This is a genomic window from Sporosarcina sp. SG10008, assembly GCF_044569405.1.
Taxonomy (GTDB): Bacteria; Bacillota; Bacilli; order Bacillales_A; family Planococcaceae; genus Sporosarcina; species Sporosarcina psychrophila.
This window is the reverse complement of record NZ_CP172607.1, coordinates 4657123-4676620: the sequence shown is the minus strand read 5'-3', so window position 1 is coordinate 4676620 and position 19498 is coordinate 4657123. Positions and strand designations below refer to the sequence as shown.

Annotated in this window: 15 protein-coding genes; 3 read left to right on the top strand and 12 right to left on the bottom strand. The window is 38.4% G+C overall.

Translation table 11 applies throughout. From position 1 onward, the window contains the following. Positions 1 to 323: 323 nt before the first annotated feature. From gntK to ACGLYD_RS22115, 6 genes are all read right to left on the bottom strand, one after another. The gene (gene gntK, locus ACGLYD_RS22140; protein WP_067205469.1) at positions 324 to 1868 is read right to left on the bottom strand and encodes a gluconokinase; all 1545 of its coding nucleotides are present in this window, start codon (positions 1866 to 1868) and stop codon (positions 324 to 326) included. Positions 1869 to 1870: 2 nt separating this feature from the next. After that, positions 1871 to 2593, bottom strand: coding sequence for a GntR family transcriptional regulator (locus ACGLYD_RS22135; protein ID WP_399630585.1), 723 nt, complete (start codon positions 2591 to 2593; stop codon positions 1871 to 1873). A gap of 320 nt (positions 2594 to 2913) precedes the next feature. Continuing rightward, positions 2914 to 4386, bottom strand: coding sequence for a hypothetical protein (locus tag ACGLYD_RS22130; RefSeq protein WP_399630582.1), 1473 nt, complete (start codon positions 4384 to 4386; stop codon positions 2914 to 2916). A gap of 54 nt (positions 4387 to 4440) precedes the next feature. Beyond that, on the bottom strand, positions 4441 to 4737 hold the full coding sequence (locus ACGLYD_RS22125) for a hypothetical protein (protein WP_067205462.1): 297 nt from the start codon (positions 4735 to 4737) through the stop codon (positions 4441 to 4443). Then, a complete protein-coding gene (locus tag ACGLYD_RS22120; protein ID WP_067205459.1) occupies positions 4730 to 5305 on the bottom strand; it encodes a hypothetical protein in 576 nt (191 codons plus the stop codon). Before ACGLYD_RS22120 ends, ACGLYD_RS22125 begins: the two co-directional genes overlap by 8 nt. Positions 5306 to 5492: 187 nt before the next feature. Beyond that, positions 5493 to 6176 carry a hypothetical protein gene (locus ACGLYD_RS22115; RefSeq protein ID WP_067205457.1) on the bottom strand — a complete coding sequence of 228 codons (684 nt, stop codon included), beginning with the start codon at positions 6174 to 6176 and terminating at the stop codon, positions 5493 to 5495. A gap of 323 nt (positions 6177 to 6499) precedes the next feature. Here ACGLYD_RS22115 and ACGLYD_RS22110 point away from each other — a divergent pair, with 323 nt between their 5' ends. Then, positions 6500 to 7543, top strand: coding sequence for a hypothetical protein (locus ACGLYD_RS22110; protein WP_187046576.1), 1044 nt, complete (start codon positions 6500 to 6502; stop codon positions 7541 to 7543). A 290-nt stretch (positions 7544 to 7833) separates the two neighbouring features. Continuing rightward, positions 7834 to 8496 (top strand): exosporium glycoprotein BclB-related protein, encoded by a 663-nt coding sequence (locus tag ACGLYD_RS22105; RefSeq protein ID WP_338653705.1) that lies wholly within the window; start codon positions 7834 to 7836, stop codon positions 8494 to 8496. 559 nt (positions 8497 to 9055) lie between these two features. Here the strand turns inward: ACGLYD_RS22105 and ACGLYD_RS22100 are convergent. The 5 genes from ACGLYD_RS22100 to ACGLYD_RS22080 all read right to left on the bottom strand — a co-directional run bounded on the left by ACGLYD_RS22100 (position 9056) and on the right by ACGLYD_RS22080 (position 15012). Further along, positions 9056 to 11284 carry a YcdB/YcdC domain-containing protein gene (locus tag ACGLYD_RS22100; RefSeq protein ID WP_399630576.1) on the bottom strand — a complete coding sequence of 743 codons (2229 nt, stop codon included), beginning with the start codon at positions 11282 to 11284 and terminating at the stop codon, positions 9056 to 9058. Between the two features lie 301 nt (positions 11285 to 11585). Then, positions 11586 to 12176: a superoxide dismutase family protein gene (locus tag ACGLYD_RS22095; protein ID WP_399630573.1), complete on the bottom strand. Its 591-nt coding sequence runs from the start codon at positions 12174 to 12176 to the stop codon at positions 11586 to 11588. 244 nt (positions 12177 to 12420) lie between these two features. Beyond that, positions 12421 to 13494 carry an anti-sigma factor domain-containing protein gene (locus tag ACGLYD_RS22090; protein ID WP_399630571.1) on the bottom strand — a complete coding sequence of 358 codons (1074 nt, stop codon included), beginning with the start codon at positions 13492 to 13494 and terminating at the stop codon, positions 12421 to 12423. Beyond that, a complete protein-coding gene (gene sigI, locus ACGLYD_RS22085; protein WP_399630568.1) occupies positions 13491 to 14246 on the bottom strand; it encodes an RNA polymerase sigma-I factor in 756 nt (251 codons plus the stop codon). The genes ACGLYD_RS22090 and sigI overlap by 4 nt, the downstream gene beginning before the upstream one ends. 85 nt (positions 14247 to 14331) lie before the next feature. Next, positions 14332 to 15012: a hypothetical protein gene (locus tag ACGLYD_RS22080; protein WP_399630567.1), complete on the bottom strand. Its 681-nt coding sequence runs from the start codon at positions 15010 to 15012 to the stop codon at positions 14332 to 14334. A gap of 885 nt (positions 15013 to 15897) precedes the next feature. Between ACGLYD_RS22080 and ACGLYD_RS22075 the strand changes: the two genes are divergently transcribed. Then, positions 15898 to 17454: a hypothetical protein gene (locus ACGLYD_RS22075; protein ID WP_399630564.1), complete on the top strand. Its 1557-nt coding sequence runs from the start codon at positions 15898 to 15900 to the stop codon at positions 17452 to 17454. 362 nt (positions 17455 to 17816) lie between these two features. On the opposite strand, the gene groL is transcribed toward ACGLYD_RS22075, so the two are convergent. Continuing rightward, positions 17817 to 19451, bottom strand: coding sequence for a chaperonin GroEL (groL, locus tag ACGLYD_RS22070; protein WP_399630561.1), 1635 nt, complete (start codon positions 19449 to 19451; stop codon positions 17817 to 17819). Positions 19452 to 19498 lie beyond the last annotated feature (47 nt).

Genomic DNA, 19498 nt, shown 5'->3' with positions numbered 1-19498 from the left:
CAGAGTGCGCTAGAATTGTGGCAATGGTCCCTGGAGGCTACATGGGATGTTTGGGGCTAGCGGACTTCACGTTTTTGTTTTTGGCTCCACCATCTCTTCTTCGTTCAATAGGGCAGCTTTGATATGCAATAAACAATAAAAAATGATCTTTCGTAAGTTCAATGTAAACTCATGAAAGATCATTTTTTATTACTTAATTAAAGATGGAAATGACATGCCCTACAACTTTTCTCAAACCTAATTAATAGTCTTTTTTTGCTCCGAAATAATCGTTTCAAGCACCGTCCGTGTTACATTTTTTCTTTTAGGGTCAAACTTTTTTGTTACTCTTTACTTAAGCTTCTCTGATAATCTGCGATGCTTGTGTATTCCTTTTCCAATACTCTGGATAAATTAATGAATATCGGTAATAGTTTTCTATATTCTTGCACATTAGAATCCATAGGTGTGTGCTTATAAGTACTGCCAATCATTTCAGATACCACGTCAAATGATTCAATTTCCCCCGTAGCGTAAAGCCCTAAGATGCAAGCACCTAGACATGAACTTTCATAACTTTCCGGGACAATTACTTCCAAATCGAATATGTCGGCCATCATTTGGCGCCATAAATCAGACCTTGCAAAGCCACCAGTTGCTTGAATTCGGATAACTGGTTCATCCATGACTTCAATTAGTGCTAAAAATACTGTGTACAGATTATAAATCACACCTTCAAGAGCCGCCCGAATCATATGTTCTTTTTTATGTGTCATTGTTAAACCGAAAAATGAGCCGCGCACGTCAGGATTCCACAACGGTGCACGTTCACCCGCTAGGTATGGATGAAATAACAATCCATCAGATCCCGGTCTTACACGTTCAGCAATCTTCGTTAACACTTCATATGGATCAATCCCTAGTCTTTTTGCTGTTTCTACTTCTGATGATGCAAATTCATCTCTAATCCATCGAAGTACCATTCCACCATTGTTTACTGGCCCACCAATGACCCAATGTTTCTCAGTTAATGCATAGCAAAATATCCGTCCTTTCTCATCGGTTTGAGGACGGTCAATGACTGTTCGGATTGCACCACTTGTCCCAATCGTTACCGCTACTTCACCCTTACCAATTGCGTTCACGCCTATATTAGAAAGCACTCCATCACTTGCGCCAATGACAAATACAGTTTGTGGATCAATGCCAAGCTTACTCGCTATTCCTACATTACAATTATTAAAAATCTCGGTTGTCGGTACAAGTTCAGATAGCTGCTCCGGCGTGACACCCGCTATCTCCAATGCTTCTTCATCCCAATTCAATCTTTCCAGATTCATCATCCCCATTGCTGAAGCCAAAGAATGATCTACAACATACCGACCAAATAATTTCTTGAAAATATATTCTTTAATGCCTATATATTTTTTAGCCTTTGTCGCTATTTCAGGACGATCATGCACAATCCAAGCAATTTTACTTAAAGGGGACATTGGGTGAATAGGTGTTCCAGTCCGTTTGTATACCTCATGCCCATTTAACTCTTCTTTTATTTTACGTGTCCAAGCTTCACTTCGATTATCTGCCCAGGTGATACACTGCGTTAGGGGCTCATCATTTTCATCCATTACAATAACGCTATGCATCGCACTACTAAATGAAATGAACAATAACTTTTCCGAAGAGATTTGAGATTTCCCCATTATGGTTGAAATTGCTTGTAATACAGCTTGATATATTTCCTCTGGATTCTGTTCAGCTGTCGAAATATCTGGTGTGTAAAGAGGATAACCGATATTCTCCTGTTGAATAATTTCACCTTTTTCTGTAAATAGAACTGCTTTAGTACTCGTTGTACCAATATCTACACCTAGCATATAGTTCGTCATAGTTATCGCTCCCTTCCTTTTTCGAGCATTTGTTGGGACATCCAAAGGTCTGCCACTTTATCTTGAACATCATCAAAGTTTTGATGCAATGCTTGAATCATGATATCTCTATCCTTTATTTTTATGGCTTCAATGTAGATTTCATGATTTTTCAATACACGTGAAAAATCATCGTATTTCTTCTCTAAACGCATTCGCATCGATAAAAGTATTAAACTTTCCATCACAGGTTTCGTATTATTCCAAATCAACATGATGTATGAATGGTCAATTGAACGAATAATCGTTTCATGAAATAAAACATCTTGATAAGAAAACTCATCTGCATCTCCGTATTTAATGGCGACTTCCATCAATTCAAGTATTTTACTTAGTTCTTTCACTAATTCACTTGTATCTATTTTAACAATCCGTTCATAAACGAAGGTTTCTATCAGTAAACGAACATCGTAAATTTCCTCGATATCCTTCTCGGTTAACCCAACTACAACCGCTCCCATTCTTTCTAATCGAATAATATTTTCTGATGCCAATACTTTTAGTGCTTCCCGGATAGGAGAACGACTTAATTCAAATTCCAACGCTAATTTATTTTCCGATAAAACAGTACCCTTTTCTATCATGCCAGAAATAATCCGCATTCTAAGCTCGCACGCTAAACGCGCTCCCATGGAAGCGTTCGCAATCCATTTTTCAGGATATAGTAATTCCTTGTATTCACTCATGATTTCACTTCCCCACTTGATGCCCGATATACTTGTATACAAGTATGATAGGTCAATTGTGACGAAATGTAAACGCTTAGATTAAGGATTAACAAAGGGGGTTCATTTTTTTTGCGGGTGTTACTTTTACAAAAGACGGATTAGTGATAGCTTAATAGTCGCTATGTCCATACTCTATAATAGAACATAACAAAAAAGGCTCAGAACTTTTCGGGAAAAGGTTGAGCCTTATGGGTAATCCTATTGAGTTTCAGGTAAATATAGAACACCAAAATGCAATCTACTTTACTCGCTACCATCCTATTACACACCAATAATCGTCAAAATTCTTTTAAAACCCTCCCCTCTATACTAAAAATTTTTATTCCGTCAATTTCATCAGTAAGTTGATCTAATTTCTGTTCCAAATTATTAACAACAAGCAACTTCGCATCTAATTTCTCTTCGTAATCCAACGTTTTGGCTACTACCTCTTTTATTTGATGGTCTAAGTAGATAAGTGTTTCAGTATCAATAGTAGGTGTAGAAGAATGATAGTCCATCCCTGCTTGACTATCATTCTTCTGGTTCAATTTTATTTCTAGCATTGTAAAAGCTTCATTATGCTTTTCATGTTGTTCTTTTAAATCCGCTATTTCATGCTGGAGTTTTCCTATAGCAGTATTTTTTTCTTCTAGTTCTTTTAGTAATCGCCGTCTCACCTTTTCGAACTGGGTATGCTCTTTGTTGGCTATGGCTAACTTCTCCAGTTGCGTGTGTACTTGTTTATTTTCTCCTTGAATGAGATCCACGAGCTTATATTCAAGCTGCTCTATAGTCGTTTTATTAGTTAGATTTTTTTCTTCTATTGCAATAACATCAATGTGCTTTTCATGTTGTTCTTTTAAATTCACTATTTCCTGTTGGAGTTTTCCTATAGTATTATTTTTTTCTTCTATTTCTATTAGTAATCGTTGTCTCACTTTTTCGAACTGGGTATGCTCTTTGTTGGCTATGTCTAACTTCTCCAGTTGCGAGTGTACTTGTTTATTTGCTTCTTGAATGAGATCAACAAGCTTATATTCGAGCTGAGCTATAATCGTTTTATTAGTTAGATTTTTTTCTTCTATTGCAACAGCCACAGTATGCTTTTCATTTTGTTCTTTTAAATTCGATATTTCATGTTGGAGTTTTCCTATAGTATTATTTTTTTCTTCTATTTCTATTAGTAATCGTTGTCTCACTTTCTCGGACTGGGTACGCTCTTTGTTGGCTATGTCTAACTTCTCCAGTTGGGAGTGTACTTGTTTATTTGTTTCTTGAATGAGATCACCAAGCTTGTATTCGAGCTGTTCTATAGTCGTTTTATTATTAGCAAGTTTTTTATGAAGAGATGTAACTTGCCTGTCATGTTTTTTGTATCTATGTTGATCGGTATTAGCTCCGTCTTTCAATTTATTAATAACTTCAGCTAGCTGTTTGCTAATTGGTAGTAGATCTGTTTTTGTTTTCTGAAAGGAATCAATAGAAGTGATGTATCTTTTCCCTTGTAATCCTTGCAATTGGACAGATCCTTTATAATCGATAGCCCTTTTTTCAAATTCTTGATTTAACTTAACTAACTCCTCAGCCAGTTCTTTTTTTTCGTTAGTCAATTGTATATTTTCTTGCTCAAGGTTTTCTACTAATGAATAGTGATAGCTATCTTGATACTTTTTAACTTCGTATTTATATTTAGCTAATTCCGCCTTTAAAAAGATGATTATTTGTTGAAGTTGTAAGGGATCGTTATTTTTGACGTTCTCACTATTCACGTCATTCCCTCCTATCGCAGCTATTTTCCAAGCAAAAGGCTGTATCAAATGAATTTAGATTCTTTCTTTAAGTAGAGTGATGATTTCCTCAAAGTCCTCTTTGTTGGCCATAATTGCCTGTTCAAGTTCCTCTAAAATCTTCACGTCAGAATCTCCTTTTGCCTCTTTATCAGGCCGACGCTCACCATTCATCAACATATACATAATCAACATATTCAATGTGCTTTTCTCTAAATAGACAAAACTATTGTTGTTTTCCTGTTTATCTTCTGTTTGTTCGTTAAACTGATCTTTCATAATTTGACGTATTATATGCTTCATTATTAATTCTATTTCATCTGTTTTACTCATTCTCTACCCCCTCTACACGTACAGTTCCATTGAGATTGATGGGATTAATCACGGCTATTCCATCTTTCAGTTGATCACTATACGTAAATCCCATAATAGTACCTGCATATGATTCTACTGGTAACCATTTTATCTGGAAGTTTGAAAATGAAATGGTCTCATTAGGTTCAAGGGATGTTTTACCCAAAGGTTTTAGCCAAAATTCCTCTTGATTCGTTTTATCATTTATTCGTTCCCATCCACCGGCATTCTTCAATGACTGTTTGAAGTTTTCATAAACATATCGCCCGGAAAATGAAAATGGAGATTCTTCAGGAATTTTTATACACAAATAAGGATTTGTGATTGGCTGATTCCCCATATTATGTACATGGTAAGTTCCTAGGCATAAGCTCTCCTGTTCAGGATCGTGAGAAATGTTTAATGAATAAGTAAAATAGCTAATTATATTCATTCTGGCGGAATCATTGAGCTCATCTACCAGCTTTTTAATTTCATATACATATGATTTTGTTTGATGCTGAAGCTGCGTAATCTTTGTTTCCAAATCTTTGTGATTATTACTCATTATTCTCTACCCCTTTTCCATTAGAAAACTCGACTATTACCGAGCCTTTAGGTGACAGCAGAGCCCTAATTGGCTTAATAAGGTTATTCATGAGCTTATATTTTTTGACGTTACAAAAAAATGAAGGGAGGAATATCCTCCCTTCATTATATGTTTGAGGCTTACTCGTTATCACCATTAGCCGACATTAGTGGCAGCAATGTCCGGTATCAGGGAAAACAACAGAGCATTGTTGCGGGCGCAATGGTGGAGGGCACGCAGTTGGTAAATCATCTCTTGGTTCACAGTAATCAGCTAAAAATTCAACAGTTACCGGGAATGTCGATTGAATGCTTTGGCAAGTAGCTACAGAGAGATTTAAGCCAGTAATTACGATTGAACCAGCAGCAGTACCCGTTGGTACAGTGAGTGTCCCAGGAGAACACACGAAACAGTCTAGATCCGTATACGTAATTACAACGTCTGTTCCTTCAGGTGCACATAAGGTAACTTGTTCACAACGGGTAAGCGGAATAGCCGCACTTCTCAGCACCGTTCCGTTTGTTAAAGTCACGACAATTGTTACCACAAAGTTCTTACGAATGTGAAGCTGTTGAAGAAGAACAGTCTTTCCATCAATACAAAACGGGCGATTCTCACGACTTAGAATCTCGATTGGAAACGCCATAGCAGGGCTCACTTCACATGTAACTGTCGCACCAGTAAGCAGTCCTGCAGTTGCTGAAGTTGGTACTGAACCCGTTGGAGTAAAAGCAATTGGTCCCGTTGGAAGTGCAAAATCAAACGAATTTTCTTTCACAATCCAGTCGTACACCTTGTCGACATTTATACAAATTAGTTCTTTCCCATCACAATGATCTTTTCCTTGCATGTTGCAGACACCTCCAAATTTTTTATCTTTCGTTCGTAGCATATGATGTGGAAAAATCAGTGTATGGGCAAAGAAATGATTTATCGAGATATTTATTAACTTAGACACATAAAGGATGGAGGAAGGAAGTAATTAATACTAATTAAGTAGTTCAGAAAGGATATCGTCCCCTGAGAATCCATTTCTTCATCATATATAGAACCGAGGCTGAAAGTGACAAATAATTTATCACTGAGTAAATTCACGTCTAACAGGAAACAATTTGTCACGCAATGAAAACATCATTAATAGAATAGTAATGTACTGCAAAGGGGTGAAAATTGATGGGAGACTCTAAGTTATACTCCGCTGAGGACATTGAAAAATTAAAGCAGAAAATTGCGACTTACAAAGATACCCTAACCACATTAAAAATTGGGAATTCGGTTGACGATTATCTAGCCTTGAAGATAGAAGCGAATGGTTTCAAAACAAAAGTCTCAAAATTAGAAGGTGTAATGGAACTAATGAATGAAAAGCAAAGTTTACAACTGGAGGAGTATGAGCAACAAATTAAAAGTTTTTCAGTACAAATGGACTCCCTTAATCAAACAATCGAGGAGTTGAATCAAGACTTTTCCGTAGTCAAGAATAAATTAATAAAAGATGGTAGCAAGGATCTTATAGAAAAAGTAATTTCTCCAGTTGATGTAGCAAGATCTATAAGTATTGCCAATAATATTGAGGAAAAAGAAGAGGTCCATATAGAAGAAACTACATCTAATACTTCCATGAGAAAATCTAATCGCCCACCATCTTATAGGCAACTGCAAAATCTGGTAGGAAACGCTAATAACATCCAAGAAGTTTCGAGTGATACAACGCCTATAGTAAGTATGGATATTCAAAAGGAATATCCAGCAGAGCAGCAATTCGGTAAGCAAAGTTTTCCGTATACTGGCATTCATACTGGGCAAATCCATAATAGGCTGTACAAAAATGTAAATAGGCCATTGACCATTCATCTGACTAACGTTGTGAAACAACAAGCGATTCCAATGAACGTAAACGAGAATTCAGATCCAGCTTTGTTAGTAACAACCAGCGAGCCGGAAATTAACGAATCAGTGACACCGAATCCGGCTTCCATACTCACGACTAGCGAGCTTGAAATTAATGAAACAGTGATGCCGGATCCTGATATGTTACTCACGGCTAGCGAGCCGAAGATTATTGAAACGGTAACGCCGGAACCTGAGGAAGTGCATAATGCAACTACAATTGAGGAGGACAAAGCCCCAATTGAAATTTCGAATGAAATGAAACGACAACAACATAAAAACAAAGAAACATTATCGCTGTTCAATATTTTTCGGAAGAAGCAATAATTTAGAGCTACTGAAAAATAATTGCTAGTCAGATTAATTTCCTGTATTCGGCATATTATATACCCCATTTAAAATAGCCATTCTGACTTAGTGTCAGAATGGCTATTTTTTTAAATCTAGTAAGAAGGTCAGCGGAATTTAGCTAGCTGTAGCGCTTCGAAAGCTACACAGTTGATCCAAATAATCTACATTACGCTAGGATGAGTTAAAAACTATTATTAACGATTAGTTAATTGCCCGTCCGCCCTGCAATTGTTTTGAATAGGATAACAGAGAAAGGAGGTGTTAAAATGAATTCTAATAATTTTAAACTTCATGGATGTAGTGGATGTGGTGGATCTGGTGGATCTCGTCACGGAAGTTCTGGTTGCTTCCGGGTCGATACTGGGCAAGTCAATTGTAATTTGGGTCCATTCAGAGCTATTGATGCAGCTTGTATAATCCCAACAGTTGACACTGGTTCGATTATTCCATTCGCTTCTGGACTAGTACCTGTTGCATTGACTTCTCTCGTAGGTGGATTAGCTGGTATCCCCTTTTTCATTGGATTTGGCACTGCCATTCCGAGCCCTGTCGTTCTTGGCACCACGATAGACTTGACAGGTTTGATAAATGAAGCCTTTTCAGTTCCACGGGCAGGTAGCTTAACGGCTATTTCCGCTGCTTATACAATAACTACTGCATTGAGTGTTGCAACAACTGCAACTGTCAATGCACAAGTCTATCGCGCACCTGCTGGAAGTAATACCTTCAGTCCTACAGGTATAAGTGTAGATTTAGCCCCAACTCTAACAGATCTCTTGACAGTAGGCACTACACTTAGTGGATCAGCGAGTTTCGCACCCGTACCGGTATCGGTAGGCGATCGATTGCTAATGGTATTCTCAGTATCTGGTGCTCCTTTGGCCGCTACTGTTATAGGTACTGCAAGTGCTGGTATAACTATTTCGTAAACAACTGACCGTAAAAAATAAGGTCAAAAGGAAGAGTACAAAACTTTTTTTCTGTAGCCCCTTTCATTTCAACAATGTAAAGGGGTTTTTATTTCCATCAGAATATAAATACACTAAAAATTCGATCCAAAGAGCGATTATGCGACGAAAATCAAATAGTTTATAGCCTTAATGGATCAAGCAATTGATTTTTACGCTTTCGATAATAGTTGAAGCAAAAAAAAACGATCCTACCTTTGCAAATTAAAGGTAGGATCCCTTTTAAATAAGGAATATGATCACGATTGACCTTATAGCCATCTAAAAAATTGATAGATAAAGGCTTTCTTACATCGATGTTGGCAAATCAGAATGATAATAGTATTTCCATAGTTAGGGGAGTAACCAATACGATGATTGCTACGATTTTAGTCGGTGATAATCCGTAATCGGTGTTATACATCATTTAAAACAGGTGTTACCAACTGAAGAAATTGGTAATAGATTAGACAAACTAAACCCCTCCACCGTTTGAGTTCTCATACGGCGGAGGGTTATTAAATAGTTATATCCTTACATTTCAATAATTCAGGCCCCTGCCTTTTTCAGTCATTTCTCGAGCTAATTTAATAATTGAAACTGCTAACTCGGCATACGTCGCTTCTCGTTCAGGGTTAAAGTGATTTTGGTCAATCTTTAATAATCCCAGTGATGTTGCCAAGGCTACATAGCCTGTGTATTCTGTTTGTACCTTATTTGCATCAACAATATCAAGTTTATAGATACTGCTTTGCTTAGCTGCTTGCTCAAGACCTAGAGCGCGAATATACCAAGCTGCCAATTCTTCTCTTTTGACGGGTGCATCCATATCAAAGCTCTGACTGTCTCCTTTAATAATGCCCATTTCAACGGCACGTTCGACCGATTGATAGAGCGGGTGTTTGGAATCTATATTATCAAAAGTCTGATTCGTATTTTCATTTCCTCCATAATCCCTGCCGGAATAAATGTAAGTAAGTGAACTCATGATGATTTTTATCGCTTCCCCTTTTGATACAGAGGCATCACCATTAAAGTTTTTAGTATCTTTAATGTCTAAGATTTTGGCATTAATAAGATAATTAAGTTCCTCTTCTGCCCAAGGATGTGAAATGGCGGTTGAATTTCCGCCACCATACAAGCTACCCCATTCTCCCGTCTTAGCATTTAAAAAACTAAGGTCTGCATCATTAAAAACAGGTGAATAGACTAAATCGTAGTGATGATTATCTTTGTTGTTCCCTTGCTTCATATAATTAAGTTTTAGGCTTAGTGCTTCTTTCAAGGTAGCAATCGCATCTTCTTCAGTAATAACTTCATTAATTGATGGCCATTTTTCCATCTCTTGATAACTGACATTAAGACTGTTTAAAGAACCATCGCTGGCTATACTTACACCAATTTGATCACCCATCACTGTGATTCCATTTACAATTCTCGGGAAAGAAAAGTAATAAGTACCTTGTCTCTCTACAAAATGTGCTTCCTCTATAGGCATAGCATAGTGATGTGCATTAGACGGAGCCCATTCCTTAATATATTTCACTGCTTGAGCGAGGGCTTCCTTCTGGGACAAAGCTTTCTCTTTTTCAGGTTTGCCTTCAGTTCGTTCTAGCATGTCACTTTTTATATCACTGTATTGAATAATCTCACCCGTATTTTTATCTAATTCCAAATTCGTTCCAGTTCCACCATTCGCATATTCATACATATACTGAATGCTAATAACTGCCTGTCCGTTTTGGTTTTCTATTTCATCGATAGATTGAATATTTAGCTTAACCTTATCTGATTTTATGGCAAGTAATTGTTCAGCAATTTTCTTTGCTTCTTCTAAAGTAATTCCATTCTGTTTTGCCGGTAGTGAATCAGCTGTAACTTTTTCAATTTTTGTTTTCCCTGGAAAATCCGCTGAGTACCCGTCTGCAGTCAACCACTTACCTGATAGTGCGTTAACCCCCTGTAATTTAGTTATTGGCTGGTAAACAAGCTGAACTTGGCGATCACCCGTTCGATAATCCGTATCAATATGATATTGCAAATCTACGGCAAGATTTTCTTTTACTTTCTTTAAAACTTCATTTTTATCAAGTACTTGTTTTAGATCATCAAAGGTAGACGTTTCCAACTCCACAGGATTTCTGTGAAAACTAACAACTTCACCATTGCCAAGAACAGATACTCCTATTGTTTGATTAGATATGGATACTTGATTTTCCGTCCGGGCAAAAGAGAATGAGTAACGTATTGGTTCAGTTAGCATTTGATTTGGATAATAGTTATAGATATCCGTTTCTAATTGAAAATCATCTCCACCCAGAATATTCTTGATAAAATCAGTGGCTATTTTCTTAGCCTCCTCTTTTGAGACCTTGGCGGGAAATAAAGCTTCTGCTTCATTAGAAGGTTGATAATAAAATTGCTCAATTTCTAAATTCTCTCCAACAAATCCAATATTACCATTTACTTGCTTACCATCAATTGTCTTAAAGAAGGATAGGCCATAACGTAACGTATCATCTTCAGGATAAAAGAAACTATTTTCCACACGAAAATCACTATTCGATAAAAAATCAAACTGATCGGGGAACAAAGTACGAAACCTCTTAATTAAATCATTTTTCGAAAAAACTGTTTCCGTTGAAGCAACTTGAATTTGTACTTTGGCAGGTTGTCCAATCGTTGTGGTTGAAGCATTGGCAACAGACGCGAACATCCCAAATGTTAAAGCAGAAGAGCTTAATATGACCCCAATTTTTTTAAATTTCACCAAAATTTCCCTCCAAAATTAGTAGTCTATAAATTGTACAATAGATTCAGCGAATTGTGAACAAGAGATTTTTTCAAATTCTCTTTATAGTGATACCCGCTCTGCCTTATCTCTTACAACACCGAAACTCACACTCAATCTTCCTCATTGATGATTACACACAATTACATTGATACTATGATTGCTGTTATGAGAACATACCTACCTTGTAATCAGTTTCGCACTCGAATACATTCGAAAAAACACCTTTCCCACGGATTCATCCCCGTAAAAAAGGTGTTCGACGTAATATTATTTATTTTTATTCCACAATTCCACACGCAATACGATCTCCGGAATCACCGGATGGCTGAGTTTTCCCATCGTCCGCTCCCGCGTGGATGACTAGGGCTGTCCCGCCAACTTGTAACAAGGAATTATCTTTCCCGCTTTCCAGCGTGACATGCTCAGCCAAAAACTCATCCTCTACTGTTCCATCCGCACCGACTTCTAGATTAGGTAAATCGCCCGCATGCGGTCCTTCTTTCTCTACCAGTCCATGGCTGGCACCAGTCGGGTTGAAATGTCCTCCCGCTGATTCAAAATCTGGGGCTTCACATTTCCCTGCCTCATGAAAGTGATATCCGTGGGGACCTTCGGGCAAGTCCGTCGCTTTCACCTTTACTCGTACACCGTTATCTTCTTCAGTCAATTCCGCTGTGCCAACCGACTTTCCTTCACTATTCATCAAAACCGCAGAAGCGAAGGATAATTCTTTATCACTCGCCTCTTCCGCATCCTTCCCGTCAGTTTCGGTGGATGGAGCCGGGTCATCTTTATCTTTACCATCACCGCACGCTGCAAGGACCATAGCAAGAACAAATACTGAAAGTACTACTAACCATTTTTTCATTTTCACACTCTCCCTCTTGTAAAGTATCAACAACCTTACCATTCACTATATTTCGTAAGTTAAACGTGATTTGAGGAAGTTGTTTAAAAGAGTTATAGAACTAATTCCGTTTTCCCGTTGTACGAATAACGGAATTAGTAAAAGTATTCATGGACTATCTAATATCTTTGACATGATAATAATAAAACAAGCCAGAGGAAAAAGTTATCCACTGGCTTTGCGATTAGAAAGATCAACAGTAAGGCTATTTCTCACCGTTCCCGACTAATGGTCGTTCTTGTTTTCCATGACTATTACCGGTTTCCGGCAGCTTCTGCTGATTCGGATTTCCCTTAGGGTGTTTTGGAACTGGTTTTTGATTTTCATTGTTGGGGTTACTATTTTTCGGTGCTGGGTTAGTTAATTTCCCCTTCTCTGTCGGGGAATACTTAAACTTTTCTTCCTGCACTTTATTCGATTTTGTCTCAGGTTGCTTCAGTTTTGGTTCATTAAGTTCATTTGATTCCTTCGATTTTTCATTCACATTGTTTTTCTGGTTAGACGGCAAAGTAGGTTCCGATTGCAGACCCGGATTTTTGTGAGTATCTTTTTCTCTTTGCTGATTCATTGTATTTGTTTTCTTATGGGGATCGATTTCCGTAGACGGCTTCTCTTCATTCATCGGAGGACCTTGTTGACTCACTTTGAATTTGTGAATGGACATTTCATGCTTATTCGCCATCGCTCTTTCCACCGCCGTGCTGTCAGCAACTTCCCACGTCAATTCTTTATGTGCACTTCGTACTTCCCGGACCGCGCTCCCAACAATTCCTTGCACCTTATGTTGGCTTTTGGCATTTGGGAAGATTGTTGTAATAATTACTTGCACACCACTGGTCCCTGTCGATAATTCCTTCACGGCAGTGTCCAACACTATACGGATAGGATACCCCTTCCACTCAGCAAGACTATTTTCAGGTTCAGCAAGCGTTTCGTTCAGATAACGTAAGGAAATAACCTTTCCTTTCTGGTTGACCCCCAACTCCAATGCCAAGTCCGTTTCCAATTGAACGTACGCCATCACTTTATCATTCATAGGAATTAAAGATGCTACGATGGAAAAGAGAAGCACTGCAGCAATCATGACTGCTCCAACGAATCGTGGCTTCACTTTTCTACTAAATAGAGAAGGCGTAGAAACCAGCTGAAAATCGACTTCATCTCCAATATCCGGTGTTTCACCAATTGGAATTCCTCGTAGAAAATCACCTTTATCCGTCAGGAACACAGTATATTTATTTTTTTTGTCGCAAACAATGCCTCTGTATGTCCGCATCATATAAGTTCCCCTTTTATATATTCCTTTATGTACATGAATTGACTATTGAGCAATAACGTAACTGCGATTATATGCCTTCTATGTCGTTCTATCGTCTTTCTTGAAACCTCGACAGTCGTTTCAAGTTCTTTCATCGGCAACCTTTTGTTTGCCATAAGATAAGTATAGAATTCAGGTGTTTCAGCGATGATTTGCGCAATATGAATAGCTGTCTTCCTTGAATCTGCATGTTTTGGAGATGACATAGCAAGCTCATGGAATGATAAACCATAGTCCTTTAGAAGTTTGGTATATTCCATAATCTCTTCACGACGTTCTGCTGCTTGTTGTTCTCTCGAGTAGGATGCAATCGACGATTGCTCAAATACGTAATGTTGTGCATCTGAACCTGTAGTTTCATCCTCAGCTTTTACTAAATGAATGGCGTCGTTTCTCGTTGCCTCTTTTCGAAAATGATCAAAGAGTCTCCTCTTTATTATCAAATGTGAAAATGTCGTCAATGATGAATTTTCTCCCGGACTGAATTGTAATACCGCTTCATGAAAGCCACTCATAGCAATACTAAATTCGTCATCATGCTCATCAACGAATCGTTTGCATACGAAAGAAGCCGTTTTTTTCATGAACGGAGTAAATGCGATAAGAAGGTCATTCATGACCTTCTTATCGCCTCTCTTTGCCTTCAATACAAGCTCATTCAATGCTGTATCAGACTTCTTATTGAATACTCCTTGCATGATAGACAAAAGCATAGATACCCCTCCGTTCCCATTAGATCCGATTGCTTTTGATATTAATGGGTGCAACGGAAAATGAAAAGAAGTTTACTAGGACTAATTAGTTCTTCTTTTCTTTTTTCGCTTGCTTTTGTTGTTCTTTATCCGCTTTACGCTCAGTTTTTAAAGCTTCACGCTCTACTTTTTGATTTGCTTTCAATTCTTGTCTTTGTTCTTTGTGCTGTGCATTCAATACTGCCTGAGGAGCTTTTTCCTGTTTCACTTTAGCAGGTTTGTCTTCCTTTAACGGCGCTTCTTGCTTATCTGCTTCTTCTGTTACCTCTGGCTGCTCAGGAGTTTCGGTTTCTTCTTGCTCAGGAGTTTCAGTTTCCAACTGCTTATTCTCCCATTTTTCAATGGAACGCTCCATATTACGTTTAATAGATGCTTTTGCGGTTGGATTTTGAACCTTTTCATAGGCTTTTCCAAGCGCAACTAGATTTCCAGCAGTATATCCTTCTGGAATTTCTAGAAGCACACTTTCCTCTATTTCTGTTGCTTTATCTTCATTTACTTCTTTTACTTCTTTGTCTGTTTCATCTTCTTTACTAACACTTTCCACTTTTGGCAATTCCAGTTTTCCAGTTGGATCTTCCACTACATTAGTAGTCGAATTTTTTCCGAGTTGACTAAGATCTATTGGTTCATTCGCTTTTTCATCCGCCCACGCATAGCTTGTTCCAGTTACTGTTAATCCTGCAATTAGCAATACTGCTCCAGTTTGTTTCCACTTCTTCTGCATTATAAATCACCTCAACATTTTTTGTCCTTTTGTGGACATACCAGTTATTCGTATGGGACTCTCTTTTTGTGGGGGTCGATGAAAAAACTTTTTGCTTGAATCAATGTAAGCATAATAATGAAATGTAGGTATTATTATTAGCATTTCCATTAAGGTAGTTTGAGAACGTTAGAGTGAATACTTAATCATTGATAAACAAATGAAGGGTTGAGTAGATGCTTACCTATAGTAGAGTAATCGTAAATGGTGGGAGTATTTTTCGACTTACTTTTAAGTGATTTTGTTGCGCTTATGACCAATAATATGACCATGCGTAGATGAATCATTACTTAACCTTTAATATAACTGGGGTAGAGCCATTCATTCATAACTTTTTCAGTTATACTACTTCTTACATTTCTGAATGTAATATTTGAAATTGATCAACGTTAGATCGTTTAGACCATTCAATAATGATGTCCAAAAAGTAATATGATACGTTTGTATCGCACTATAACGATGCCTTTCAAGAAAGGAATAAACTGGATTAAGAGGGCGGGTCTATTAGAATAGGCCCTCTTTTTAGTCTCTGGTCAATTATGAGTTAGGACTCCTGGAGTGTTTTTCATTTATGACAAGGGTTAATATTTCCATGGAAAATTGTTACTTGTTCGTTACACTCTTGTTATTTCCTTTTGTTATTGTTGTTAATAAGCAGAAGGGGCACTGCTAAATTTATTCATTTGAAAAACTTCATAACGGATATTTAAAAAACTGACCCTGATTTTAGGCTCTGGCTTGTGAAGGAGGTAGATGTACATAACGGCTTAATAGAATGAGTGTTATTTCAATTTCTTATTTAGTAGTCGAGATTAAAAAATTCAATTAAAGGGAGTTTGATGATTCTTGGTTAAAGAAACTAATCAAAAAGGGAAAAGCACGAACAAGAAGATTTTGCCGTTTGTAATGTCAACCTCAATGATAACAGCTGCTATTTTCGGAGCAGGTGGCTCGGCTTTAGGAGCTGAAAATGGTGAGGAAACAGCGTTTAAAAATCACGGTGCAGAGGTTTCATCTTTTGCATCAAGCATTCCGGGTTCACCTGAAAAAGGAAAAATAATGCGTACAATTGCAAATCAAAATTTGCAGGAAATCGCACCGAATGAAGATGATGATTCGGATAATCTTACAGATGAAGACGCAGCAACTGATCTACCTGTTGTTGAAGAGGATGCAACGGATGCACCTGTAATTGAAGACGAAGTAACTGATCTACCTGTCGTTGAAGAGGATGCAACGGATGCACCTGTAGTTGAAGACGAAGCAACTGATCTACCTGTTGTTGAAGACGATGCAACGGATGCACCTGTAATTGAAGACGATGCAACTGATCTACCTGTTGTTGAAGACGATGCAACGGATGCACCTGTAATTGAAGACGATGCAACTGATCTACCTATAATTGAAGACGATGCAACTGATCTACCTGTTGTTGAAGACGAAACAACGGATGCACCTGTAATTGAAGACGAAGTAACTGATCTACCTGTCGTTGAAGAGGATGCATCGGATGAACCTGTAGTTGAAGACGATGCAACTGATCTACCTGTTGTTGAAGAGGATGCAACGGATGCACCTGTAATTGAAGACGATGCAACTGATCTACCTGTTGTTGAAGACGATGCATCGGATGAACCTGTAGTTGAAGACGATGCAACTGATCTACCTGTAGTTGAAGACGATGCAACTGATGCACCTGTAATTGAAGACGAAGCAACTGATCTACCTGTAGTTGAAGACGATGCAACTGATCTGCCTGTAATTGGAGAGGAAACTGTAGTTGAAGAGGAACCTTCAGAGGTGCCTGCTGATGAAGATGAGTCAACAAATGAAACTAATGAAAAAGAAAAGCCAGCTGACGATAATATCAATGAAGATACTATGTCACCTGACCAATCTACTGATAGTACTATCATAACAGAAGAGCAAATAAATGAATATAGATCAGTCATACAAAATTATGGAAGTTTAATTGATTACTACGATTTCCTAATCCAAGAACATCTTGGTATGATCTTACCAGATGAAGATGGCAATGTAGCGGAAGAAACTGCTGAGGATGCAGTAGAAGTACCTGTTGTTGGTGATGATGCTGTGGAAGTGCCTGCTGAAGATGTAGCAGAAACACCTGTTGATGGTGACGTTGCTGCGGAAGAAACTGCTGAGGTTGTAGCAGAAACACCTGTTGATGGTGACGATACTGCGAAAGAAACTGCTGAGGATGGTGACGTTGCTGCGGAAGAACCTGCTAAAGATGTAGCGGAAACACCTGTTGATAGTGACGATACTGCGAAAGAACCTGCTAAAAAAGCTGTTCAATCAACGGTTTGGGACAACTTAGTCGGTTACTATCAACAAGTTGTTACAGCTTACAATTCTTTATTTAACTCACTTGAAAAATAAAATGACAATTAAAATTATATAAACAATTTATTTAGCGGGAAGTGATATCATTCCGCGCCTTAACCGTATGATTTACGGTTGATCACATTGAGAATTTAATGATGACAAAACTTTGTGCCCTTGGAAACTCTATTAGGAGTTTTCAAGGGCTTTATGTAGTATAGGTTAGTTATAAATTTCTCACTACCACCAATAAAACTAGTAGCGCTGTAGCGAATTGAATGGAATTCTATAGTTCAATCTAGATAAACTAATTTTTAAAGCATAAAAAATAACCACCTCTCCAATTTTCTGAGAAGTGGTTATTCCTATACTAATTAATTATGAACGAGACAGCTTCACAAGATAGCTTGTGAAGAGAATTACATCATGCCGCCCATACCGCCCATGTCAGGCATTCCGCCGCCCATTGCGCCTGCTGGTTCAGGAAGATCCGCAACTACTGCTTCAGTAGTCAAGAACATAGCTGCAACAGATGCTGCGTTTTGGAGTGCATAACGTGTAACCTTAGTCGGGTCAACGATTCCAGCTTCCATCATGTTTACCCATGTACCTTCTGCTGCGTTGAAGCCAATTCCTACTTCTTCGCGTTTCAGACGGTCTACAACGATTGATCCTTCAAGACCTGCGTTGTTAGCGATTTGACGTACAGGCTCTTCAAGCGCACGAAGTACGATTTTAATACCTGTAGCTACATCGCCTTCAGTAGAATCTAGTAATGTTGCTACTTTGCTATAGACGTTTACAAGAGCAGTACCACCACCAGAAACGATACCTTCTTCAACAGCTGCACGCGTTGAGTTCAATGCGTCTTCGATGCGAAGTTTACGTTCTTTAAGTTCAGTTTCAGTAGCTGCTCCGACTTTGATAACTGCAACGCCGCCTGCAAGTTTAGCAAGACGCTCCTGCAATTTCTCTTTATCGAATTCAGAAGTTGATTCTTCAAGTTGAACACGGATTTGGTTAACGCGTGCTTGAATAAGATCTGAATTGCCGCTGCCTTCAACGATTGTCGTATTGTCTTTTGTAACAACAACTTTCACTGCATGACCAAGTTGTGAAATATCAGCTGATTTAAGATCAAGACCTAGGTCTTCAGTGATAACTTCCCCACCAGTTAAAGTTGCAATGTCTTCAAGCATCGCTTTACGGCGATCTCCGAAGCCTGGCGCCTTAACAGCAACAGCATTGAATGTACCACGTAGTTTGTTCACAACAAGTGTTGCAAGCGCTTCGCCTTCAACGTCTTCTGCAATCATAAGAAGTGGCTTACCTTGTTGAACTACTTGCTCAAGAACAGGAAGAATTTCTTGGATATTCGTAATCTTTTTATCTGTGATCAAGATATACGGATTGTCCAAAACTGCTTCCATTTTGTCTGTATCTGTTGCCATGTAAGCAGAAGCATAGCCGCGGTCAAATTGCATTCCTTCAACAACATCTAGTTCAGTCGTGAAGCCTTTTGACTCTTCGATAGTAATGACACCGTCGTTGCCAACGCGCTCCATTGCTTCAGCAATGAGTTTCCCAACTTCTTCGTCTCCAGAAGAAATAGATGCAACTTGTGCAATTTCTTCTTTTCCTTCGATTTCATTGGAGATTTCTTGAAGGCCTTCAACAGCAGCTATAACCGCTTTTTCGATTCCTTTACGGATTCCGACAGGGTTAGCACCTGCAGTAACGTTTTTCAGTCCTTCACGGATCATTGCTTGCGCTAGAACTGTTGCAGTTGTTGTACCGTCACCAGCGATTTCGTTTGTTTTAGACGCTACTTCAGCCACAAGTTTTGCACCCATGTTTTCGAACGCATCTTCAAGTTCGATTTCACGTGCAATTGTTACACCGTCATTTGTAATAAGTGGTGAACCAAATTTTTTCTCAAGAACGACGTTACGTCCTTTAGGTCCAAGCGTTACTTTTACAGCGTTTGCCAATGTATCGACCCCACGTAGCATTGCGCTTCGTGCGTCTTCGTTGAATTTAATTTGTTTAGCCATTTATAAGTACCCTCCTGATTTTCCGTGTATTTTTAAACGAGCTGTGC

What these genes read in the sequence shown, in the direction of transcription:
- gntK (WP_067205469.1), bottom strand. Translation starts at nt 1,868, where the DNA reads ATGACGAACTATATGCTAGGTGTAGATATTGGTACAACGAGTACTAAA.
- ACGLYD_RS22135 (WP_399630585.1), bottom strand. Translation starts at nt 2,593, where the DNA reads ATGAGTGAATACAAGGAATTACTATATCCTGAAAAATGGATTGCGAAC.
- ACGLYD_RS22125 (WP_067205462.1), bottom strand. Translation starts at nt 4,737, where the DNA reads ATGAGTAAAACAGATGAAATAGAATTAATAATGAAGCATATAATACGT.
- ACGLYD_RS22120 (WP_067205459.1), bottom strand. Translation starts at nt 5,305, where the DNA reads ATGAGTAATAATCACAAAGATTTGGAAACAAAGATTACGCAGCTTCAG.
- ACGLYD_RS22115 (WP_067205457.1), bottom strand. Translation starts at nt 6,176, where the DNA reads ATGCAAGGAAAAGATCATTGTGATGGGAAAGAACTAATTTGTATAAAT.
- ACGLYD_RS22110 (WP_187046576.1), top strand. Translation starts at nt 6,500, where the DNA reads ATGGGAGACTCTAAGTTATACTCCGCTGAGGACATTGAAAAATTAAAG.
- ACGLYD_RS22105 (WP_338653705.1), top strand. Translation starts at nt 7,834, where the DNA reads ATGAATTCTAATAATTTTAAACTTCATGGATGTAGTGGATGTGGTGGA.
- ACGLYD_RS22095 (WP_399630573.1), bottom strand. Translation starts at nt 12,176, where the DNA reads ATGAAAAAATGGTTAGTAGTACTTTCAGTATTTGTTCTTGCTATGGTC.
- ACGLYD_RS22090 (WP_399630571.1), bottom strand. Translation starts at nt 13,494, where the DNA reads ATGATGCGGACATACAGAGGCATTGTTTGCGACAAAAAAAATAAATAT.
- sigI (WP_399630568.1), bottom strand. Translation starts at nt 14,246, where the DNA reads ATGCTTTTGTCTATCATGCAAGGAGTATTCAATAAGAAGTCTGATACA.
- ACGLYD_RS22080 (WP_399630567.1), bottom strand. Translation starts at nt 15,012, where the DNA reads ATGCAGAAGAAGTGGAAACAAACTGGAGCAGTATTGCTAATTGCAGGA.
- groL (WP_399630561.1), bottom strand. Translation starts at nt 19,451, where the DNA reads ATGGCTAAACAAATTAAATTCAACGAAGACGCACGAAGCGCAATGCTA.